This is a genomic window from Helicobacter pylori, from assembly GCF_030323545.1.
In the GTDB taxonomy this organism is placed as follows: domain Bacteria; phylum Campylobacterota; class Campylobacteria; order Campylobacterales; family Helicobacteraceae; genus Helicobacter; species Helicobacter pylori_CO.
Window position 1 is genome coordinate 713,412 of record NZ_CP122954.1, and the last position, 23,707, is coordinate 737,118.

At 38.6% G+C, this 23,707-nt stretch carries 10 protein-coding genes and 3 pseudogenes; 4 read left to right on the top strand and 9 right to left on the bottom strand.

Going from position 1 to position 23,707, the window contains the following annotated elements; all coding sequences use genetic code 11:
* The first annotated feature begins 13 nt into the window (after positions 1 to 13).
* From QAP06_RS03420 to QAP06_RS03430, 3 genes and pseudogenes are all read left to right on the top strand, one after another.
* Positions 14 to 346, top strand: a complete 333-nt coding sequence (locus tag QAP06_RS03420) for a hypothetical protein (RefSeq protein WP_000399904.1) — start codon at positions 14 to 16, stop codon at positions 344 to 346.
* 296 nt (positions 347 to 642) lie between these two features.
* Positions 643 to 1,368: pseudogene (locus QAP06_RS03425) on the top strand (ATP-binding cassette domain-containing protein).
* A pseudogene (locus QAP06_RS03430) lies at positions 1,344 to 2,100 on the top strand (ABC transporter permease). The pseudogenes QAP06_RS03425 and QAP06_RS03430 overlap by 25 nt, the downstream one beginning before the upstream one ends.
* Before the next feature lie 58 nt (positions 2,101 to 2,158).
* On the opposite strand, the gene QAP06_RS03435 reads toward QAP06_RS03430, so the two are convergent.
* The 9 genes from QAP06_RS03435 to QAP06_RS03475 all read right to left on the bottom strand — a co-directional run bounded on the left by QAP06_RS03435 (position 2,159) and on the right by QAP06_RS03475 (position 21,687).
* A complete protein-coding gene (locus QAP06_RS03435) occupies positions 2,159 to 11,722 on the bottom strand; it encodes a vacuolating cytotoxin domain-containing protein (RefSeq protein ID WP_286466961.1) in 9,564 nt (3,187 codons plus the stop codon).
* A 118-nt stretch (positions 11,723 to 11,840) separates the two neighbouring features.
* On the bottom strand, positions 11,841 to 12,410 hold the full coding sequence (locus QAP06_RS03440; protein WP_286466964.1) for an outer membrane beta-barrel protein: 570 nt from the start codon (positions 12,408 to 12,410) through the stop codon (positions 11,841 to 11,843).
* A complete protein-coding gene (hefC, locus tag QAP06_RS03445) occupies positions 12,407 to 15,487 on the bottom strand; it encodes an efflux RND transporter permease subunit HefC (RefSeq protein ID WP_286466967.1) in 3,081 nt (1,026 codons plus the stop codon). The genes QAP06_RS03440 and hefC overlap by 4 nt, the downstream gene beginning before the upstream one ends.
* Before the next feature lie 12 nt (positions 15,488 to 15,499).
* Positions 15,500 to 16,204, bottom strand: a complete 705-nt coding sequence (gene hefB, locus QAP06_RS03450) for an efflux RND transporter periplasmic adaptor subunit HefB (protein ID WP_286466971.1) — start codon at positions 16,202 to 16,204, stop codon at positions 15,500 to 15,502.
* Between the two features lie 10 nt (positions 16,205 to 16,214).
* On the bottom strand, positions 16,215 to 17,648 hold the full coding sequence (hefA, locus tag QAP06_RS03455; protein WP_286467459.1) for an efflux RND transporter outer membrane subunit HefA: 1,434 nt from the start codon (positions 17,646 to 17,648) through the stop codon (positions 16,215 to 16,217).
* 24 nt (positions 17,649 to 17,672) lie between these two features.
* Positions 17,673 to 18,692, bottom strand: coding sequence for a uroporphyrinogen decarboxylase (gene hemE, locus QAP06_RS03460; protein WP_286467467.1), 1,020 nt, complete (start codon positions 18,690 to 18,692; stop codon positions 17,673 to 17,675).
* A gap of 75 nt (positions 18,693 to 18,767) precedes the next feature.
* On the bottom strand, positions 18,768 to 19,385 hold the full coding sequence (locus QAP06_RS03465; protein WP_162967938.1) for a hypothetical protein: 618 nt from the start codon (positions 19,383 to 19,385) through the stop codon (positions 18,768 to 18,770).
* Positions 19,382 to 20,038 (bottom strand): 3-methyladenine DNA glycosylase, encoded by a 657-nt coding sequence (locus QAP06_RS03470; protein WP_286466975.1) that lies wholly within the window; start codon positions 20,036 to 20,038, stop codon positions 19,382 to 19,384. The genes QAP06_RS03465 and QAP06_RS03470 overlap by 4 nt, the downstream gene beginning before the upstream one ends.
* A gap of 116 nt (positions 20,039 to 20,154) precedes the next feature.
* Positions 20,155 to 21,687, bottom strand: a complete 1,533-nt coding sequence (locus QAP06_RS03475) for a flagellin A (RefSeq protein WP_000885496.1) — start codon at positions 21,685 to 21,687, stop codon at positions 20,155 to 20,157.
* 439 nt (positions 21,688 to 22,126) lie between these two features.
* Here QAP06_RS03475 and QAP06_RS03480 point away from each other — a divergent pair.
* Positions 22,127 to 23,646: pseudogene (locus QAP06_RS03480) on the top strand (ATP-binding cassette domain-containing protein).
* Positions 23,647 to 23,707 lie beyond the last annotated feature (61 nt).

Consider the following 23,707-nt stretch of genomic DNA (forward strand, 5'->3'; position numbering starts at 1 on the left):
CTAAGGAACAATGATGGAACACCATAAAGCACACACAACCATTCAAGCTTTACAAGCCAAACGCAAAAAATTGCTAACCGAATTAGCTGAGTTAGAAGCAGAAATAAAAGTGAGCAGCGAACGAAGAAGCAGTTTTAACATTTCGCTTTCGCCCAGTTTGTTAGCTGAAATAGAAGAGATAGAATACGAAGAAAAAACAAGTAAAGAACGAAGGATCAATCATAGCGTTTTACTTTCGCCCAGTTTTATGGCTAAAGTGGATGAATACATGAAAGAGAAAGGTTTTCCTAACCGCTCGCTCCTCTTTGAAAAAGCGTTGGAATTTTATATGTTAAAACACCCGTAAAACCAATAACGGACAAAAAATAAGAGGGTATTTGGGGTTTTGATAATGAAAAATCAAAAACTCCGTTTCTCTTTTAGGGTCTTTCTTATTTAAAGCTTTGGCTTTGTCTGTTTTTTGGAGTTGGAACGCTTTTTAAAATCGTTTCATGCGGTTAGAGCGCATCTATCAGTAACGCTTTTGGCTCGTTTTAACAAAGATCAGTTAATTTTTTAGCAACGCTACGCTAAATCAAACCATCATTTGAATATAATGACCTTAGATGGGATTTTAAATCATTTCTATCAAAAGGGGATTTTATGATTTCTAATATCAGCATCACGCCTATAAAAAACATGCTCAAAAACGCTTTAAATATACAAGATTTTTCATTTAAATCATACTAGCACAGCCATTATTGGCACAAATGGTGCTGGAAAATCAACGCTTATCAACACTATTCTAGGCATTAGATCAGACTATAATTTTAAAGCACAAAACAATAATATTCCATACCACGACAATGTTATACCACAACGCAAACAATTGGGAGTTGTCTCTAACCTATTCAACTATCCACCTAGATTAAACGCAAACGACCTTTTTAAATTCTATCAATTTTTTCACAAAAACTGCACTCCAAATCTATTTGAAAAAAATCTTTTGAATAAAACCTACGAACACCTAAGCGATGGACAAAAACAGCGCTTAAAGATTGACTTAGCTCTTAGCCACCACCCCCAATTAATTATTATGGATGAACCAGAAACCAGTTTAGAGCAAAACGCTCTTATAAGACTATCAAATCTCATAAGCTTGCGCAACACCCAACAACTTACAAGTATCATCGCCACTCAGATCTGATTGTCTTAGATAGTTGCGAATGGGTATTGCTCCTTAAGAATGGCAACATTGCTCAATACAAACCTTTAAATTCTATATTAAAATCTGTAGCTAAAACTTTTAACTTTAAAGAAAAACCAACCACAAAAGACTTATTAGCATTACTAAAGGATATTTCATGGGAGCAATTCTATCTATCCTAAAACTTGAAATCAAATCTTATCTCACCAATACAAGCACGCTATTTTGGACTTTTATTTATCCTATTTTAATGCTCCTATTACTAATTTTTGTTTTTTCAAAAAATACCACTGAAATTTTTTACTTTAATAACATTATAGGTCTAATGGGACTTCTTATTATTTCTAGCGCGATCTTTGGTCTCACACAAGCTATAACAAGCTTGAGAATCGCATAATATATTCTTGTTCTACATGCTATCACCAGCAACTTTCAAACAAATAACTCTAGCATTAATCGCTTCAAGACTAATCGTTGTAATCCTATATGCTTTTATCTTTATTGTTCTCTCTTTTTATATGCTCAATATCATCACTATTCTTAATTTTAAAGCGCTTATTTTGGGGTTTGTTAGTGTTTTTTCAAGTGCATTGTTTTGTTTTTGCTTGGCAATTTTTGTAGCTAGAATTTTTCAAAACGAACAAAGCATCTTAGGATTTTGTAATATCATCAATCTCTATGCGCTAATGTCTTGTAATGTATTTGTTTCTCTAGACTATCTACCTAGTATTGGTCAGTTATTTATCAAAACTTCTGTTTTTTACCAACTTAACCAACTTTTACTAAAGTCCTTTCAAGGAATTGACCCTATACTAATACTGATAACTTCAACACTTTTCATTGTTTGTGGCATTACCCTCTTTTTACTAAGCGCTAATCGCATGTTACTAACACCAAAAGAACGCATGCGTTAAAGACTTAATCCCATTATTGATTTTTTTAATGGCTCAAAAAGGGGTAAGCCCCCTACTTTTAAAACGCTAAACGCATTCCAATATTTCCGGTGATATTGATCATTTTGTAGTCCAATCCAAACCTAGCCCCTACCCCAGCATTCACATAAAAGCTTTTGAATAACCTTATCTCTCCGCCTGTAGTGATGTTCGCAAAAGTGTTGTAAAGCTCGCCTTTTCTATAACTCAAAATGTTATCGCCAATGAAACGCACCAATTTATCCCCCATTGATCGCACCAATAGATCCCTACCAATGCCACCAATCGCATAAAAATAAGAGTTTGTATTGAAATAATGGCGGTTTTCAAAAGCAAAATCAATCATTAAAACGGATTTTTTAGACGGATCCGCATTCGCTTTAAACTGGTTATAGAGTGCGTTATTCATTACCCCTTCTAAACCGGTCATGCCGATATAATAATACCTTAAACCAATTTGAGGTTTGACAATCACGCTCTTGTTTTTAAACATGAAATCATACCCGTAATTGACTCTCGCGTTCGTCGTCCATGCGCTGTATTTATAAGACTGGTTGATCACAGAAAGCAAAGTGTCAGCGGAACTGATTTGGGTTTTATTAGCCCCCCAAGTTTCATTGACGCTAAAAGTTAGCTCGCTCTTTTTAATGAAAGCTCTCGCATACAAGCCCACATCCACATTATCCGATTTAGAATTAGTGATGCGTTCATAAAACCCGCTATACCCATAAGCCGCATACCCTCCAACAATCACACCCTTAATAAATCTGTCATAGCCCACATTGACACCATAGAGCGTTCCTGTGCCGTTTTCCACAAAGCTCACGCCCCCAACGCCGGTTGCCCAAAGATTATTTTTTAATTTATCCCTTTGAGAATATTTTAAAATCACATCCATCGCATTAGGGATAGCGTCGGCAAATCTTTGGTTTTTAAGGCTGCTCAAGCGTTCGCTAAAATCCGTTGAGTCAAAAGAAGCGAAATTAGAAAGTTTGGCTAAACGGCCCATTTGTTGCGTGTAAGTGTTGAGCTGTAAAACATCGGTGGAATTGTTTTTAAGATGAGAGTTAGAAAGCATGCCTAAAGCGCTGGTAATATCTTTCATTAAGGTAACAATGTGTTCAGTGGGATTGTCTTGCAAATAATAAGGAGCGAACAAGGGATTGCCCCCCTTAGCCACAAAAAGCTCATTCAACCACAGAATGGAATTATTGCCCGCAGATTTGATCGCATTCAAACTAGCACTGCCTTGAATGTATTTAATGTAATACTCCAAACTAGGGGCATGAATATCCATGGGCTTATCAGAGACGCTAACTTGAACTTTATCATAAAGGATAGATGAATACACCATTTGCCCTTGATTGTCTTTAAAGCTCACCACAAGACCCCCATCTTTAATATTGACCGGTTGGTTGTCATAGCTTAACGAATCGCCATTTAATTGCATGCGTTTGCCATTAAAGTCAATCAAGGTGTAGAGTTTGAGGTAATCGCTCAAGCTCCCTCCACGAATGATTTGATTGTCATAACCATAAAACATGCGTTTAGCGTCCATAAGCGTGTAAGTGCCCTGTTTAAGCTGTGTGTTTAAGTTGATTAGTGTCTGGTTGTTATAAGACATGATCGTAGAAGTGTTAGTTACGCTCAGTATCGTTCTATCAGTTGGGCGCTTGAGATTGAAAGTCAATGGTCCTTCGCTCTTGAAATCGCCCCCCACATTCAAACCATTTTCATTCGTGCTGAGAGCCGCTCCTTTTACCACATTGAGATTACCGCTGATATTAACCCTGTAATTAGAGTTATTGTTAAAAGCGTTATTCACGATCAAGTTGTTGGCTTTAAAAGTGGAATTTGGCTCTAAATTTAAAGTCCCAATAGTCGTATTTTGTAAGACTTTTGAAAAATCCACTAAGCCGTTCGCTTTAATTGTTCCTAAGAAAGCGAAATTATTGGCATTCACTTCTAAAGTTTCATCGGTTGGAGCGCTTGTATTTGAAAAATCAGCTTTTTTCTCGCTCATGCAATTTAAAACATTCACGCAAATCTGGCCTTTTTGAACTCTAATGTCATTTTTAGGAGCATTCAGCGTTAAGCCGTTGGTAGCGTTTAAAGTATCTAATGAAATGTTAGAAAAATCTTTAGAAACAAAAGAAAGCCTGCCCTGATATTGCGTGAAATTGATCGTATTTTTCCCGTTAAAAATAATGGACTTGCCCGCTACAAAATCCAATTCTCCCCCTGTGGCGTTACTGAACGAGCTGTTATTCACAAACACATGGTTTTTAGCCACAAAACTGAAATTCCCTTTTTGCCAGAGATTGCGCAAGCCTTTAGGTTTGAGCAAAGAACCCATGCCCAATTGTTTTAACTCATCTTGTAAGGGTTTAGGCAGTATGGATCCCAAACCTTGATGATAAACGCCTCCAAAGCCTTTATCAGCGATGATTTTATTGATCATTTGCCCTAAGACTTGATTGCTCATGATCTTATTCACTACGCCTTCGCCTAACAAATCGTTCAGCACTTTTTGACCCATTCCAGAAATCGCACCCAATAATTCTTTGCTAGGGTTAGTGATGCTATTTAAAGCGATATTGACTAACACACTCAAATCCTGTGGGCCCAGCCAAGAAATGAGCTTATTGATTAAGGGGGCTTGATGGATCATCTGATTGAGAATATCCCCAAAGGTCGTTTTATTCAAGAAACTCTGTAAGTCTTTGGCATCAGCACTAGAGCCTATTTTATCAAGGGCTTGATTTAACCCTCCAGGCACAAAATTATTGGCAAAAGCGCTCAAACTTTGCTTGCCATACCAAGTATTGATAAAATTCTCTACATTTTCAATCCCTAAAGTTTTAACAATAAATTTTTCAAACCCTGAAGAATGGGCTTGGATTTGCTCTAAAAGCATTTGATCGATCTCTTTTCTTTTTATAGGATCTAGAGCGTTTAAAAGCCCGTTTTCACCAAAAACATCGCCCACCGTTTTAGAATTTAAAATTTCCATGATCGCGTTTTTAAAAGCGCTCACGCCTAAGAGGTTATTCACTTCGGTAGGGCTAAGCAAAGAGCTTAAAGTCTTAGATCCAAAATCTTTAGGGATCATGCTGGCTAGATCTTTAGGGATAGCGTTATTGTTCAAACTCTCTTCATAAATGATATTAGAAAGAATATTCCCCAAGCCCTTTCCCCCAAAAAGCTTTTCAATGCCACCTTGCCCCAGATAAGAAAAGATTTTATCGGTCCCTTGAGCGTCAATATTGGCTTGATTGAGCACTAAATTAGTGCCGCTTTCAAAAGACACATTCGCGCTCCCTCCGCTCCCCCAAGCGTTCCCGCTGCCGATGGTTCCGGTAATGTAGATGTTTTTAGCCCTAAAATTAGCGTTAATATAGCCCAAATAAGGCGAAGTGGAATGGATCAATTGCCCTAAATTAGTCTGCCTAAACATCTGGCAAGTGTTATCCCCAACCGCGCATGGCTCTTTATACCCATCGCCTCCAAACCACACCACGCTATTAGTGTTCGTTTGCCCTTCTTTGATTGCCCCTACCACGAGATTGCCTTGAGAGAAATGGTAATTAGCCGTGTTGGAAAAATTATTGATAATACCCAATAAACTCTTCCAATTTGCTTGAGTTAAAGTGATACCATACTTTTCAAAGATACCAAAAAGAGTTTCAAAACCATTCGGGCTATTGAGATTGAGATTGTCTAAAGCCCCTGAAGCAATAAGCTTAGCCATTTTAGGCAAAAATTCCTTACCCAAGCTAGCAATCATGTTTAAATCCTGCTTAGTGATAGCCTGATTATAAATGCGTAAGGCCTGTAAGGGTTGGTTTTGCGCGTTATAAGTCCCTGGTATCTCATTACTTTGATTAAAGCCTTTGATATTGCTCGTTAAATAATAAGTACCGGCCTTATCGCTTGTGTAATTATAGGAATTCACGCTTTCATCATAAGGGTTTTTTTGGTAATCATACAAACTAGGAGCGAGATTAAACATCTCATTATTAGAAGTGCCGTTTTGAGAGATCTGCACTTTCAAGCGGTTGTTATGCAAGGTTTCTGTAATCGTTTCAGTCGTATTGAGCGGGTTAGTGAAACTCCACGAATGAACGCCGTTATTAAACGAGTAATCAGCCTTTTCAATCTGTATGCCGTAAAAACGGATCTTTTCATAGCCGTTATTCCCCATTAAGCCATCAATATTTTGGGCTTGCAACACATCATAAACGGAAGCTTTTTTATCCCCCCCAAATAGATTCATATAAGACAGATTCAAAATCCCTTTAGACCCAAAACTAAAATTCCCTTTAGCGTTGATCGCTAAATTGTTACTGCCATTGCCTAAAAGGTTTAAAGCGCCATTTAAAAGAACGCTTTGAAAATTCAGGGTGCTGTTGTTGCTTAAATCAAATGAAGCGTCTGCATTAAAGGTCGCTAGTTTAGTGAAAGAAATTTGAGAATTATTGGTATAAAAACTCACAGGAGCGTTAAAAACGCTATTGCCATTGAAATTCAACAAGCTTGATCCATTGAGATTGAAATTCGTTTCCCCTTCTACGCTAAGTGCATTAAAGCTCGCTTGAGAACTTTCAGCTAGATTCATCGTAGAGTTTTGTTTAAAAGTGGAAGCCCCTTGGAAATTGATATGGATATTTTTAGCCCTTAAATTGAGTGTAGATTGAGCGAATGTAGCGTCCCCTTTGAAATTAATAAGGCGTGCAGAGTTGCCAAAATCAGGCGTTTTACCAAATAAAGGAATGCCATAAAAAGTTACATTAGCGTTATTGAAACTCGCTTGATTGAAACTTAATTGAGCGTTAGGGTTCAAGTTCAAATAAGACACCCCGTTAAAAGCGGTTGCGCCGTTAAAATTCGCTACGCTATTGTTGTAAAAAGAAAGGCTTGAAGCGTTTTCTAAAGCCGTTTGGGTTTGGCTATCCCCAATATTAATAGCAGCGTTGGGCTTGACTGAAAGCCTGGAATGATTGAAAGTAACATTCCCATTCAATGAAGACTGATTCACATTTTTAGACACATCAATGACGATTTGAGAGTTATTGAAAATAATGTTATTAGCTTTCAAATCATAGCGAATGCCCCCTCCTAAAATAGAATTAGAAAAAATCAAATCCGTATTTGCAACCATATTCACATATGATGAAGCGCTCTCAGTCGCTCCGTTAATATTAGTCCAACCGCTAAAAGTGGTGTTTTCAAAAGTGATACGCCCTGAATTAAAATTAAAGCCTCCCCATGTGAAATCCCTAAAGTTAGAGTTTTTAATCTCCATAGAAAGCCTGGAATTAAAATTCGCCCAAGAATGCTGGCTCGCGCTGGTTTGTAAGCCCATAGCCACGGTTTGGAAATTCGTGTAATTCAACCCGTCAGCGTTCAAGGTTTCATCAGCGTTAAAACTAATCGTCGCCCCACCGCCAGCATTAGGGTTGCCGACATTAAAATTATTCGTTAAAAAGATATTAGTCGCGTTGAAATTGCCATGCAAATACAGCAAATTATTCTTACCAAACCAGATCGATCCGCCATTGTCATTAGCCTTTTCTTGAGCGCTCCCTAAAAGCAAAGTCCCTACCACCGTAGCCCCAAAGTTCAGCGACCACGCAAAAGCGCTAGAGCCAATAAGGTCTTGATTTTTATAAGGCGCGATATAGCACACGCCAACGCACACCGGGGTTTTTCCTGGAATGAAATCAAATTGCTTCCTTATTTGACTCCAAATATCCTTAAAATCAGCGTCTGTGTGGAAAGGCGAAGAATGGATAGTGAAATATTTATAGGTGATAGAGCCCGGATTAAAAGTCTCTTCAAAAACAAATTTTTGGCCGTTGCTTTGGGTGAATTGCACAAAAAAAGTGTTATTATCCGCTCTTAATAGAGTCCCTCGTTCGCCACCATAATGGATCAGATTCCATAAATTTTTTGAAAAAGCGTTATCCGCCACAATTTCATTATTGTATTTAATGTTATTCCCGCTTAAAAGCGTGTAGGTGGTGTTGTCAGTCAAATCCCTTTCAATATTAAAAATACTATTATTGTCAATAGCGATTGATCCTTGAAGGCGGCTGAAAGGATCGCTGTTAATGAGCGTGTTTGTGCCTTTAAAGGTGGTGTTTTTAGTGTCATTAAACGAATAGCTACCGCCATTAAACGAGTTATTATTAAAAATAAGGTTTTGCGCTTTGGCGTTGATATTATAGGAATTGAAAGTGTTGTTTTCTAGGGTCAGGGAATTCCCGGCGCTGTTTTCACCCCCTTTATAAATCAAAGTGCCGTTATTATTGAAAGTTACTCCGCTAATGGTGGTTGTGCCATTGCTATTGGCGTTATCCACGCCAAAATTCCCCCCTCCATTCACAGACCCCCCATTAAAAGTAATATCATTCGCTTTAAGGTTAAAGCCTCCATGCGGAGTTTGGTTGCTAAAATTTGCGTTTGTTACATTCAAGTTGCCGTTATTGACAATGAAATTCATCCATGAATTTTGCAAACCGGCTTTATCGTTATTCAAATGAGCGTTAGCGATATTCAAACGCTTTTGAGCGTTAAACACTAAAGTCGCACCCCCACCGGTTTGAGCGCCATTACCAGAGCGAATCGTGCCGGTAATATCAATTTGATTGGCTTTAAAAACGCCTTGAATATAGCCCACTAGCCCCCATTCAGCCCCTGAAGTTTTCCCAAAACCCACCACGCTATTAGAAGTGGGATTCGCCCCAGCAAGAAAGGGGGTAGTTTGGTTGAACACTAAAACGCTGTTAGTGCCGCTATAATCTTGCGTGAAAACGCCTGTGCCAGCGATCTTCCAAGTCGTCATGCCGTTGAGATAGAACACGGTGTTACTGGCGTTATTATTGATATTTTTAAGATGAAATACCTCATTATGGATATTCACGCAATGCGTATACCCTAGAGTGCATAAACGAGTGAGCGTGATCCCATTATTAAAATTTTCTTTGATGTAGTAAGTCAAGCCGTTATCGGTGAATTGGACATTATAAATTTTAGTGCTGCTTGGTGCGGTTCTATTTTCATCCACTAATTTACCGCTAGGATTTTCCCCACTAATCCAACGCAACATTTGATACAAAGCGTTATTATTATCCTTATAATCCACGCTTTTAGCGTTAAGCAATTGGTAAGTCGTGCCTACGCTTAGGCTACTCAAAAGCCCTTGCATGTTGAAAACAACGCCCTTATTGAAAGTAAAATCCGTTTGAGCGCCGTTTATTTTGAATTGGTTGTTCACATTAAAAGCGTCATCAGTAAAACTGACTTTAGGGGTATTATTGAAATTAAACACGCCCCCATTGAACGAGTTATGATTAAAATCCACTTGCTTGGCGTTAAAACTAAACGATCCGCCATTAAACGAGTTGTTATTAAAAGCGTTTGTTTGCTCTGCATGATTAAAACTAAACGAACCGCCATTAAATTTGTTTTCATTAAAGGCGTTATTCGCGCCATCAAAAGAATAAGAAGCGTCATCTAAAACGGATTTTTCAATGGTGGTCTTGCCTTGAAACTTAAAATTCCCTGCTAAAAAGTTCGTGTTTTTAAAATTGTAAGAATTTTCAGCGCCTTGAAATTTGTAATAAGCCTTGTTGAAATTCACGCTATCAAAAGCGCCATTACCGGTAAAATCATACCCCCCACCCGTCCAATCGTAAAAATCAGACTGAGAAACATTGATCTTGCCGCTCCCAGAGCTATCCCCTAACGCCATAAAAGTCATATAAGAATTTTGTGAAGTGGTTTTTAGGTTTTTAAAATCAGCTCCAGCGATATTAATTTCAGTCGCACCCACAAAATTCAAAGTCGCCCCCCCACCGGTTTGAGCGCCGTTACCAGACATCATGTTACCGGTGATATAAACCCTATCGGCTGTGAAAGTGCCGGTAATATAGCCCGTTTTCCCCCAATTGACTCCCTCATACCCCCCAAAACGCACCGTGCTATTAGATTTAGGGATCGCACCATTAGCCCAAGGGGTCGTAGCGTTAAAGACTAAAGCACTGTTTTTCCCGCCATAGGTTTGAGCAAATCTCGCATTAGTGTAATTCCAAGTGTTCAAGCCGTTGAGGTAGAAAATCGTGTCAGCTCTATCATCATTAATATTTTTTAAATTAAAGACATTGTCATGGATATTCACGCTATTGGTGTAGTAAATATTGTTCGCACCATAATAGACAGATTGTAAAACAATAGAATTAGGGCTAAAAATTTGTCTGAAATTATAAAGCGTGCCGCCTAAATTGTAAGTTACATAGTAAGTGTGGGTGTTGTTATTGGAAGTGGCGTTTTTGCTGTTGTCCTTTGTGGCTTGCGCGTTTTTAAGCCTGATGATATTCCATAAGTCGCTGACATCATTATAAGTGATGTTGCCATTTTTCATGCTAAAGAGCGTGTAAGCACTTCCTATGCTAGGCGTGTAATTTTGAATGTTAAAAATCGCATTAGGATTAATGGTAACTTTACCGGTCATATTAACAAAGGGTGAAGTGGGGTTGTTGATCGTGGTTGTGCCTTGAAAATTAACATGAGCATCAGGTCTATTAAAAACGAACCAACCCCCATTGAAGGTCAAATTATTAAAAGTAATATTGCTTGCATTAAGAATATAGGCATTTCCTATAGTATTAGTGTTGCCATTAGGCATGCTCCCTAGAGTGCTGTTATTAAAGGTGACGCTATTGGCGTTAAGATTGAGTTTGTAATGATTGATATTAGAGTTAGTGAAAGTGATGCTCCCCCCAATACCATTCCCACCCTTATAAGTGAGCGCACCATTATTGTTGAAAGTTACTCCGCTGATGGTGGTTGTGCCATTGCTATCCACATTATCAAAGCCAAAATTCCCACCATTGACAATCCCGCCATTATAAGTGATCTTTCGCCCCATAGCATTAAAGCCTCCATTAGGGGTTTGGTTGCCAAAATCTGTGTTTGTCAAATTCACGCTGTTATTGGAAATCAAATTGATCCAAGAAGTTTGCGTCCCGGCTCTGTTATTTTGAAAATAAGCCCCATTAGCGCTTAATTCGTTTGAGCTTTCAAAAACAAGTATCGCGCCTCCGCCGGTTTTTAACTCATTACCCGATCCAACAGCTCCTGTGATAAAAATATCCCTAGCCTTAAAAACCCCTGTAATAAAACCGATATAGCCCTTTTCCCCAAACCACACAGAAGAATTATTGGGCGTTGCGGAAGCGTTTTTTGTCCCTATATACAATTTGCTATTGTTATAGTTTTGCGTAAAACTCCTACTCCCCCCAGCCCAAGTGCGTAAGGGGCTGACATAGTAGGATTTGTTGCTGTTATTTTCATTCACGCTATTGAGCCAATACACCGAACTCTTATAATCTTCAGCGCTCAAAGCTGAAACAAACCCTAGCCCTAAGAAGATTTTTTTGTTAAAGGATACGGAAAGATTTGATTGCGTTTTTAAGGAATAAATTGTCAAAGGCGAGTTTTTGATTGTATATTTTTTAGCGATTTTCTTTTTAACGCCCTTAAACGAGCGGTTTTTAAAGCGTTTGTTTTTTAAATCTATTTTATTGTTTTTATAAATCATGGCTTAACCCTTTTAAGAATTATTATACAACAAGAATAACCCAACTCCCTTAACAACCAGCAATCTATCTTATCAATCTTAATAGCAACGATCAATCAGTTGCTTGATAGCACGCCCTTTAAAAAGCGTAACTATAAGCCGCCTGGATAAAAACGCTCTCTAAAAAATAAGAATTTTTAAAAGAATTTCTGGTGTTTGAAAAAGGGATTTTAGCCCCAAGCTCTACGCGGTGGTGGTGATCAATCGTGCTGCCAAGCCCCACATTAAACAAGCCGTTATAACCCATAAACGAACTATTTTTCATGCCTAAATGGTTGCTTTGATAAAAATACCCTATCCCAAGCCCCCCATACACCCCAAAGCTGTATTTTTTGTAAGTGTAAAAATCGCTTAACACATCAATATTTAAACTCAATAAAGAAGTGTTAATCGTGTGCAATGCGGTGGGTTTTATCGCCATAAGGTAAGAAAATTCACCCCTTAGCACTAGAGCTTTAAAAAAAGCGAATTGATACCCCCCTTTAGCCCCCCATAAAAAAGCCGTATAAGAAGAATCGCTAACGGGTTTTGGGGTTATTTCAATAGGGGCCAAACCCACCATAGCCCCAAAATAAATATGGCTTTTTTTAGGCTCAAACGCCCCTAACAAGCCCACCCATAAAGCCAAGATTAAAGCAATTTTTTTCATTCTAAAGTTTTTTGGTTTTGATAAAACCGCTTGATTTTGTCGTCTATGGGAGCGAGCAAACGATAAAACACCGGCACAATCAGTAAGCTTAACACCATAGAAATCATCAAGCCCCCACTCATCGCAATCCCTATAGGGGATTTCATCGCCGCTCCATCCCCACTCGCCAACGCTAAAGGCAGCATGCCGCAAACCATCGCAATGGTTGTCATTAAAATCGGTCTTAAACGGGTTTTACCGGCAAATAAAATGGCTTCTTGGATATTCAAACCTTTTTTACGCTCTTCATTCGCCACATCAATTAAAAGCGTGGCGTTTTTACCCACCATACCAATGAGCAAAATCAAGCCTATCATAGAGAACATGCTCAAAGGCTGATGGACTAAACCTAGAGCAAAAAACGCCCCTGAAAAGCTTAAAGGCATGGTAACCATGATGATAAAAGGCTCTAAAATGGACTCATACAACGCCGCTAAAATCATATAAATCAACACAAACGCTGTCGCTAGAGCGATCAAAAACTCCCCATTGGTCTCTTTAGCGTTATCCGCTTCACCGGTGAATCTGTAATTCGCCCCTTCAACCAGCCATTCTTTAGTGTTTTTACTCACTTGCGTTAAAATTTCCCCTAAAGAGATACCTGCTTTAGGCTGAGCGAGCACCGTAACGCTGCGTTGGCGGTTATAGCGAGAAATACTAGACGGGCTTTTAGTTTCTGTGATTTCCACTAAAGCGTCTAAAAACATCAATTTATCGTATTTATTACGCACTTGCAAGCGTTTGATGTCTTCTACAGAAACGCGCTTGTTATCAGGCACTCTAATGATCATGTCGTATTCTTTACCATCTTCTTTGAACACGCTCGCTTGAGAAGTCCCAGAGAAAGCAGAGCTTACCACTGAGCCAATGGTTTGAGCGCTCACGCCGTATTTGTTGGCGTTTTGTCTTAAGATTTTCAGTTGCAATTGCGGTTGCGATTCGCTCGTACTCGTATGGAAGCCTTCGATCTTGCCTTTTAATTCAGGGCTCTCTAATAAGAATTTTTTCAAATTCGCCACGCTTTTATCCACCGCTTCTTGAGAATGGGAAAACACAAAGGTTTGGAAGGGCGAACTATCCCCACCGCCCCCTAAAAGAGCGACTTCAGAAAGATTAATAGTATCTAAATCTTTAGCTTCAGGCATGCTTTTTAATTCTTTCCTTAAAGCGCTCATCAACTCAAATTGCCCTAATTCATGCTCTTTTTTACGCTCTTTTAAAGGTTTGAGTTGCACAAAAATCTTAGCCTTAAAAGGGTTTTGCGAGGTGCCATAACCCACTTGCAAGGTGGTAAATTCCACCTCAGCATGCTTTTCAATCGCTTTTTGAAAGATCTTACTCTTTTGCGTCATGTAATCTATACTCACGCCCGGTTTAGCCTTAAGCCACACTAAAAACCTCCCCCTATCTTCTTTCAGCATGAACTCCATACCCAATTTAGAAGCCACAAAAAGCGAACCCACAAACACCAAAACCACCGCTATAAAGATGATGAGCTTGTGGTTTAATACCCATTGGAGCAATTTGGTATAACGAGACTCTAAAACCTTAAAAAAAGGCTCACTCCACACATAAAAACGAGAATGCCTAGGATTGACCACGACTGAGCTTACCATGGGGATAATCGTAACGACCACCACATACGAGAGAGCGATCGCTAAAGCCACCGTGATCCCAAAGCTTTGGAAAAAGCGCCCGATAATGCCTTTCATGTTCCCTATAGGCACAAAAACAGAGAGCAGCATCGCTGAAATCGCCACTAGAGCAAAGCCAATCTCCCTCACCCCCTCATAGCTTGCTTTTCGTTTACTCATGCCCATTTCTAGCTTTTTATGGATGTTTTCAATCACCACGATCGCATCATCAATGATAATCCCTATCGCTAGCGTTAAAGCCACCATGGTGAGCATGTTTAATGAAAAGCCCATCCATTGGATGAGCGCAAAAGTCCCCATGATAGAAATAGGGATAGAGATCGCTGAAACAAGGGTGATCGTGCCGTTACGCAAGAACGCAAACACCACTAAAACCGCTAAAATCGCTCCTAAAATCAAGTCAAATTTCACGTCTTCAATAGAGGTGCGGATATAGCTCGTAGTGTCTAAAAAGGGTTTGATTTCATAGCTGGGGCTAATGGCTTGAATGTGTTTTAACGCTTCATACACCCTATCTACGATTTCAATTTCATTCGCTCCGGCAATCTTTTGGATTTCTAAAATCACACCGGGTTTGTCTTTAAAGCTCGCAAAAGTGTTGTCTTCTTCCAAACCGATTTCAATCTTTGCAATATCGCCAAGACGCACATGATTACCCACTTGAATCTTTTCTACATCCGCCACGCTATAACTATTCGCATTAATCAAAATAGACAATTCCCTTTGGCTATTGACAATGCGCCCCCCATCAATTTCCACATTCTCCGCTTTAAGCGTGCTGAAAAGATCCGCATAAGTCAGGTTGTATTTATTCATCAAAGTGGGATCCGCATAAATCCTAATCTGGCGCTCCCTAAAGCCGTTGAGCTGCACGCCCCCTACCCCATTGATTTTTTGGAGCATGGGTTTAATGGTGTTTTTGGCGTAGTCATTAAGGGTTGTAGCCGGCACGCTTGAACTACTCACGAATAACGAAATAATGGCTTGGCTGTCGGTATCAAATTTATTGATAGAGGGTTTTTTAATATTGGAATCATCAAAACGCACCGAAGAAATTTTATTAACCACATCGTTTAAGGCTTCTTCATTAGGCTTTTCTAACTCAAATTCAATGACAACAATACTCACATTTTTAGAGCTCGTGGAAGTAACCTTTTTGATCCCATCAATCCCCATCACCGCTTCTTCAATCTTATCGGTTACCTTACTCTCTATGATTTCAGCGCTAGCCCCAGGATAAGTCGTAGTAACCACCACCGTAGGCAGATCAATTTTAGGGAAAAGCGCCACGCTCAATTTTTTAAAACCCATAGTCCCAAAAAAGACAATCGCCAAAGCAAACATCAAGGTCGTAATAGGACGATTAATCGCTGTTTTATACATCAAAATATCCTATTATTTCGTTTGGATAAACCCATCGCCAAAAAGCCCCACTGCCATAGGCTTAGACAAAAGGGCTTCAGCACTCACTTTTCTGGTGTTTTCATCAACCGTGGGGTAAATCTTGGTGATTTTAGCTTCATGCTGATTGGAGTCCCCATCTATGGAGTAAGTGTAAGTATCCCCCACTTTGACTGCATTAATGTATTTAGAATCAAATTCAATAACCAATTTCCTGGCATGGCTGACTAGTCTCAATAACACCGTGTTATTCGCGCTCACCCCTTCGCCCACCTGAATGTTTTTACTCGCTATTACGCCATCAAAAGGGGCTCTTAGAATGGTTTTATTCAATACCGCAATAGAATAAGCGTAATCCGATTCCAAACGCCTGTAATTGAACTCATAACTCTCTAGAGTGTTTTTATCCACAGCGCCCCCAATTTTGCTGTATCGTTGGTATTGCTTTTTAGCAAAAATGAGTTGTTGCTCGGTAGAATCGCTTTGAGCCTGTTTGTCTTGATTATACAAAAGCAACAAAACATCGCCCTTTTTGACCACGCTCCCCTCAGTAACCTTAATGCTATCCACAATCCCTGTGCTGTCTAAGGTGAGTTTGGAATCTTGTATCGCTTTCACATTGAAAATCGCATACACTTTTTCGCCAGCTTCCAAATTCAAAAAACTCAAAAAAAGTCCTATTAAAATTTTTCGCATCATTTTTATTCCCTTAATGCACATAGTCATCTATTTTATGCCCGCTGTTGAAAATGTAATTGGCTTTTTGCACTTCATAATTATTGAGCGCTAAATTATAAGCCACTTCCGCATCAAAGCGCGTGGTTAAGCCCCTTAAATAGGTGGTGAAATCCACTAAATTAGCGTCGTATTTCCTTTTAATATTGGCAAAAGAAAGATTAGCCGCATCCAAACTAGCCTTTGAAGATTCAATCTTGGCTCTGGCAATATCAAGCGACTTTCTGTAAAGCTGTTCGTCTTTTTCTTGTTCTAGTTTTTTATACGCTAAATTCTTTTCATTCGCTAATCGGCCTAGCATGATGGATTGTTTTTGCAAGCTCAATCCTATATCATCAAAAATATTCAAAGTCGCAGTAACCCCAGCCGTATTTTGCTGACCTGGGAAGAAGTTCCCAAAACTCCCCAAAGCGTAAGCGGGTTTTTGGATCCAAAAAAGCCATGAGTCAAACACATCTATCTTGGGGTAATAATTGAGTTGCTTGTTTTGGTATCTAAGCGCGGAAATTTGCTCCCTTAAAGAAACCAAATCCTGCCTTTCTCTTAATTGCAAATTAGGCACATCAATCGTAGTCTTTTTCAAATTTTTCACACTGAGATTGGTGAGGTATTCTAAAGTCAAGCGGTTTTGCTCCAAAGCAAATTGCATGTCTAAAATATCGTATTCGCTCAAATTCCCTTGCGCTTTTAAGCTTTGCAAATCATCAATCGTAGTTAGCCCTTTGTCATAGAGTTTGGTAACCCTTTTAATGTCTGTTTTGATTTGCTCTAATTTCTTTTGTAAAGCGATCATGCGAGCTAAATTATTAAAATACTCATAATATTGTTGCACCACTTGCAAATACACGCTTTGGCGGCTATATTCTAAATTAGCCACAGTGGAGCGGTAAGTCGCAGACTTTTCTTTGACATTATTCACATCGCTAAAGCCATTAAACACATTCAATGTGACTTGAGCTTGGAGTTGTTGCGTGTTGTAATGCTTAAAGTGCGGAGTATCCCTATTTTCATTCTTAAAATTATAACTCGTATTTAAGGTGGGTAAAAACATCGCTTTGGCGATGGTATGGTTCTTCATCGCTTGCTTGACACTGAGTTCTTGCGCTTGCAAACTGAGATTAGTGGTAGCCCCCTTTAGCAATTCATAAAGCCCCAAAGCGGCTTTATCGCTTTTTTCATGGTATTTAGCAATCTCTTGATTGATAGTGGTCGCTGTTTCTTTGGGCGAGGGCAAAAAACTCGGTGTTGCTTCTAAAGAACTTGTCGGCGGATCAATGAGCTTTAAATTCTTATGGCTGTAATTGTTAAGGATTTGCTTGATTTCATCTGGGGTTTTAGAGGGGGTTTGGGCTAGAATTAAAACTGCACACAAGCCCCATAAACTAACATATCTTATAATAGTTTTCATCATAATAGTTTTCATCAAATCCCCCTATCGTCTGGTTTTAGCATGCACTAATTGCACTAAATATTTTGCATTTTCTCTGGGTAAATCCGGCAGCATCCCATGCCCTAAATTAAAAATATGCCCTTGATTGCCCATGACTTTTAGAATCGTTTCAACCCCTTCTTCTAAAGCGTTTTTATCATAAAGGCGGGTGGGTTCTAAATTCCCTTGCAAAACATACTTACCGCCTAAAATCTTTTTTGCCGCAGTTAAAGGCGTGCCCCAATCCACGCCAAACACATCAAATTCCCCGTCTATACTGTCCAAATAAGCACCAATCCCTTTAGGGAAAAGGATAACCGGGATATGCGCATAGCGTTTTTTAAGCTCTTTAGAGATTTTTTTCAAATAATCCCAACTGAATTCCAAATACGCTTCTTTTTCTAAAGCGCTAGCCCATGAGTCAAAAATCATCACCGCATTGACCCCTGCTTGGATTTGAAGGCTCAAATACTCTATCAATTCAAGGCTTAATTTTTCTAAAAGCGCTTTTAAAACTTCAGGCTCGCTGTAAAGCATTTTCTTGCTTTTGGCATACGATTTGCTCCCCTCGCCTTCTATCATGTAAGTCGCTAAAGTCCAAGGCGATCCGCAAAAACCGATTAACGCTTTCTCTTTAGAAAGCTTTTGGCGCGTTTGAGAAATCGTATCATAGACATAGTTTAGTTGTTTATAAGCCCCTATTTTTAGGCTTTCCACGCTTTTTAAATCCGTAATAGTCTCTAAAAAATGCGGCCCCTTTTTAGGGATAAACTCCAAATTCAAGCCCATTTCCAAAGGCACTACTAAAATATCGCTAAACAAAATGGCCGCATCCACGCCTAAAATCTCTACCGGCTGTAGGGTAACTTCTGTGGCTAAATCGCTATTTTTACACAATTCCAAGAAACTCCCCGCTTTTTTACGGCTCTCTTGGTATTCGCTAAGGTAACGCCCTGCTTGTCTCATCATCCAAACGGGCGTGTAAGGTGTTTCCTTTCTAAAACATGCATCAATGAAAATCATCATAAATCCTTAAAGGTTTGTCTAATTATGGTTTTTATACTCTATGCTCTATAGTTAGTTTTTAAAATGAATATTTTACCCTAAAAATCTAGTAAAATCATAAAAGGTGAAAGTGATACCAATAGAGTAGATATTCAATCGTGGCGTGCCAAAGGCTTTAGAAAATTTGCTTTGGATAAAATAAAAAGGGATACCACCCCTTGCTTCTATGCTCAAGCCAAAATTTTTAGCCGCATTGAAAAACAAGCCCACACTCCCCACCGCTGATTGGATATTGAATTGATACTTATCAATCTTAGCCCCTAAAATTTGAAGCTGATAGCCTAAGGCGATTTTAGGGATAACCCACCCCTTAAAAAGCCTCACCCCAGCCATAAACCCAGCGCTCATGAAATACGAATCGCCCATTCCAGCATCCAAATACCCCCCTAATAAAGCTTTCTTTTTTAAAACGAACCCTGCCTGAAAGCCTAAAGAAGCGTCATGATAAATTTTATCCATCAAAATAGGAGGGCGGTTTTTAGGGCGGATGGGGGATCTTTTAGTCGTTTCTGCATGCTGGTAAAGATAGCCGATTTTAAAAGAGCCAAAATATTTTTTAGTAGGCTCTAAAGGTTTGAAAAAATCCCCATCCTTTTTGGCCAGTAAAACGCCTTTTAAAAGGCTTAAGATTAAGAAAAATCTAAAAATCAAAGCTTTAATTCCCATTTTTGTTTGGAAAATTCTACAATCTTTCCATGGAATCTCGCATAAAGTTGCGCTAAAGAAATGGCGTTTTCATAAAGCGCTAAGGCGGAATTTAAATTCTCTTGAACGCCTTTTTCAAAAAAATGTTGCAATTCGTCATAATCTTCTATCTCTATGCCTAATTTTTTTAAAAAAAGATAGCTGTATTTATCCACCACCATCACTTCTTTAGCGCACACATAGCATAAAATCGCATCCGCGCTTTCTTTGCCAATGCCCTTTTGATCTAAAAGCCACTCCCTAGTCACTTCTTGTTTAAAATTTTCAAAACTTTGAAAGTCTTTTAAAATATTCTTGCTCAAATCAATCAGTCGTTTGGCTTTTTGGTTATAAAACCCGCTAGGGCGGACACACTCTGCAAGCCTTGAAAACTCCACATAAGCGATTTTTTTAAGATTAATTTCATCATCATCTTCTAAAATGAAAGCGTTTTTTAGATTTTCTAAAGATTTCAAAACGGCTTCAAATTTAGTATTTTGCGTTAAAACCGCCCCTAATAGAGCTTCAAATTTCAAAGCGTTAGGCCACCACCAAGCAGGGGCGTTTTTCAATAAACCCAAGCTCTTTAAAGCCTTTAAAATCTCAAAACTATCCAACACAACAACCGCCTGTAATAAAAAGGAATCAAAAAGAGTATTCTATTAAAAAAGAAGTAAAAATTAAAGCCAAAAGCCAACGCTTAAAGCGTTAGCCCCAACAAACACCTTTCTTAAAACTAAGTTAAAAGCCTTAAGATATTTTGTTGAACGGTATTGGCTTGACTCATCGCATAGCTACCTGATTGCGCCAAAATGTTGTTTTTATTGAAATTCGCGCTCTCTTCAGCAAAATCCACATCCCTGATTTGAGATTCAGCGGCTTTAACATTCACTTGAGTGATGCTGATGTTATTCACGGTGCTAATCATTTGATTTTGCACAGAACCTAAATCAGAGCGGACTTTATCCAACATTTTCATCGCAGACTCGGCAATATCAATCACCACCATCGCACCTCTTAAGGTTGTAACCCCAGATCCCAAGCTTTGATTACCACTAGCGATGACGGCGTTATAGTTCGCGCCACTCGCTGATTTGACATTAGCGTTAAAATTCCCGGTAACATCGCGCAAATTCACCGTGGTTTCTGCCACTTGAGATTCCCCAAAACCAATCGCTGTGAAGCCTAAATGCTGCGAGTCAGAAGCTGAAACCACATTGATGCTCTTAGCGTCTAATCGTGTGAGAGAAAGCCTTCCGTAGTTAGTAGAGCCTTTTGTTAAATCCTGACCGCCATTAACCATCGTTAAAGCGCTAGGCCCGTTACTGACGCTATCGGTTTTGATTTCAATCCCACGACCATCTATACTGCGCAAATTCAAGCGCCCTTTTTGATCGGTATAAGCTTCCACGCCGGTTTCTGAAGTAACCGCATTGATCGCTGCGACCAATCTCCCATCTGAGTCATTTTTCTTAATGTCTGCGATATTACCCAAATGAATCCCATTTAAGGTTAAATTACTCAAACTTCCTGACTGGACCGCCACATCGCTCGTGGTGATAACGCTCGCATAAGCTTTAACCCCTGTTCGGTTAGAGTTCTTGTTAATCACTTCCGCTAACACGCCGATCCCTGTGCCTGCTGAACTAGAGACTTTCACGCTCTCTAAAGTCACATCATTCACGCCATCCACTTGTTTGAAAGTCAAGCTAATATCCCCAGAAGCCGTGATTAACGCGCCTGTAGCGATACGAACCTGACCGATTTTATCGGAAGTGGTAGAGCCGATAGAAGCTTTAATACTTTGGTTAGAATAAGCCCCTACTTGGAATTCTTTGTTAGTGAATTGACCAGATAATAACGCTTGTCCGTTATAAGTAGTTGTGTTACCGATATTGTCTAAACCTTGAATCAAACGAACGATGTCAGATTGAATCGCTTTACGAGATTCTGTAGTTTGCCCATCTTGAGCCGCTTGAGTCGCTTTAACCTTAACAGTGTCTAAGATTTTCAACTGCTCATCCATAGCCTTATCCGCAACCTGGATAATCCCCATGCCGTCATTCGTGTTGGCAATCGCTTGACCCAAACTGCTCGCTTGTGAACGCAAAGAATCCGCCACCGTCATGCCTGATGCGTCATCAGCCGCTTTATTAATCCTTAAACCTGAACTCAACCTCTCCAATGAAGTTTTAAGCGCGTTTTGAGTGAGTGCGGATTGCACATGTGCATTCATCGCATTGATATTTGTATTGACCTGAAAAGCCATTGTTGTAACTCCTTGTTATAAAAAACCCAAAGGCATCCTTGCTTTTGGTTGGAACTATAATCGGTTAAAGTTTGAAATTTTAAAGGGCTTTATTTTAAAAGCAAAATTAGGAGCATGAAAATGGGCTATAATAAAGAAAATTTATACCAAATCTTATTGAATGCAAACACCAATGGATACCATAAAAAACATTCCATTAAGGACTTTTGTTTTACTCTATAAAAGCTCACCAAAATGTGTTGTGTTGGCATCAATTACAGTGCTATTTGTCGGCATTATTCCATCTCTAAATATTCTTGTTATGATAAGATTGATTGATATTGTGGTAGACCTATTGCAAAATCATACGCATTTTGAATACAGCTTGCTATTACCAACTTTGCTACTATGGGGGGCCTTGCTGTTTTTAACGCATGTGTTTTCAGGAATTTTATCAAGCTTGCAAACCATTATTGCTGAACAATTTTCTATAAACATCATCACTCAGCTTGCTAATAAACTCACAAAAGTTAAAAATCTAAATTTTTTTGAAAACAAAGACCATACTATCAAGCTTAACGCTATCCATAACGGTCTATACATCCGTCCCCTAAATTATGTCAGTAATCTATTTTTTAACTTGCAACGCATTATAGGGCTTGTAAGTCTGTTTGGAATATTATTTTCCATTAGTATTTATCTACCCTTTATAATGATTTTTGCAACAGTACCTTGTATTTTCATCTCCAATCATATAGCAAAAAAACATAGTGCTTCCATAGATAAGGTGCTTCCATAGATAAGCTTCAAGACAAAAAAGAGAGCATGCAAAATTATCTATATTCTGGACTAGATAACCAAAAGAACAAGGACAACCTATTATTTAACTTCATGCTAAATTTTCATCATAAATTTATTGAAAACAAAGAATTATATATCAATCATTTTGTGAAAATCGCCCAAAAAAACTTAATGCTTACCATATATGCTGATATTTTAATCACCACTCTAAGTGTCGCATTATTCTTCTTAATGGTTTTTATTATCCTTTCAAAATTAATTGGTGTGGGAGCAATTGCTGGGTATATCCAAGCATTTAGCTCTACCCAACAGCAACTACAAGATTTATCATTTTATGGAAAGTGGTTTTTTGCTATCAATAAATACTTTGAAAATTATTTCTGTATTTTAGATTACAAAATGCCAAAACCAGAAACACAAATCAAATTAGAAGAAAAAATCCATAGCATTACATTTGAAAATATTAGTTTCTCTTATCCTAATTCAAAACTTATTTTTGAAAACTTTAATCTCTCTTTACACTCTGATAAAATTTATGCACTAGTCGGCAAGAATGCTAGCGGAAAAACCACGCTGATTAAATTATTGCTAGGGTTTTATATCCCAAATTCAGGTCAAATTATTATCAATAACAAATACTCGTTACAGGATTTAGAGCTAAACAGCTACCACCAACAAATGAGTGCCATATTCCAAGATTTTTCTCTTTATGCTGGGTATAGCATTGATGATAATCTTTTCATGCAAAACAACCCCACAAGAGAGCAATTAAAGCAAAAGAGAGAAATGCTAAAATCTTTTGATGAAAATTTTCAAAATTGTCTTAATGATTATAGCAACGCATTATTTGGAACACAGTATAATGGGATAGATTTTTCTCTGGGTCAAAAGCAACGCATAGCCACTATAAGAGCCTTTTTAAAACCAAGTCATTGTGTTGTTTTAGATGAGCCAAGCAGTACTATTGACCCCATTATAGAAAAAGAGTTTTTGGATTTTATTTTTAAAAAATCGCGTTCTAAGATGGCTTTAATTATTACACACCGCATGAATAGTGTCAAGCAAGCTGATGAAATTATCGTTTTAGATCAAGGCAAACTTATAGAACAGGGCAACTTTGAAACCCTTATAAAGAAACAGGGCTTATTTTCTGAATTATATTTGAAGCAACAATACTAACGAGCGCTTAAAATGTTTGGTAATTTTGGGTATAATCTCAAAAGATTCAAATTTAAATAAG

Bases quoted from the DNA above. Each gene is read 5' to 3' on its own strand.
- QAP06_RS03420 (WP_000399904.1), top strand. From the start codon at position 14: ATGGAACACCATAAAGCACACACAACCATTCAAGCTTTACAAGCCAAA.
- QAP06_RS03435 (WP_286466961.1), bottom strand. From the start codon at position 11,722: ATGATTTATAAAAACAATAAAATAGATTTAAAAAACAAACGCTTTAAA.
- QAP06_RS03440 (WP_286466964.1), bottom strand. From the start codon at position 12,410: ATGAAAAAAATTGCTTTAATCTTGGCTTTATGGGTGGGCTTGTTAGGG.
- hefC (WP_286466967.1), bottom strand. From the start codon at position 15,487: ATGTATAAAACAGCGATTAATCGTCCTATTACGACCTTGATGTTTGCT.
- hefB (WP_286466971.1), bottom strand. From the start codon at position 16,204: ATGATGCGAAAAATTTTAATAGGACTTTTTTTGAGTTTTTTGAATTTG.
- hefA (WP_286467459.1), bottom strand. From the start codon at position 17,648: ATGAAAACTATTATAAGATATGTTAGTTTATGGGGCTTGTGTGCAGTT.
- hemE (WP_286467467.1), bottom strand. From the start codon at position 18,692: ATGATTTTCATTGATGCATGTTTTAGAAAGGAAACACCTTACACGCCC.
- QAP06_RS03475 (WP_000885496.1), bottom strand. From the start codon at position 21,687: ATGGCTTTTCAGGTCAATACAAATATCAATGCGATGAATGCACATGTG.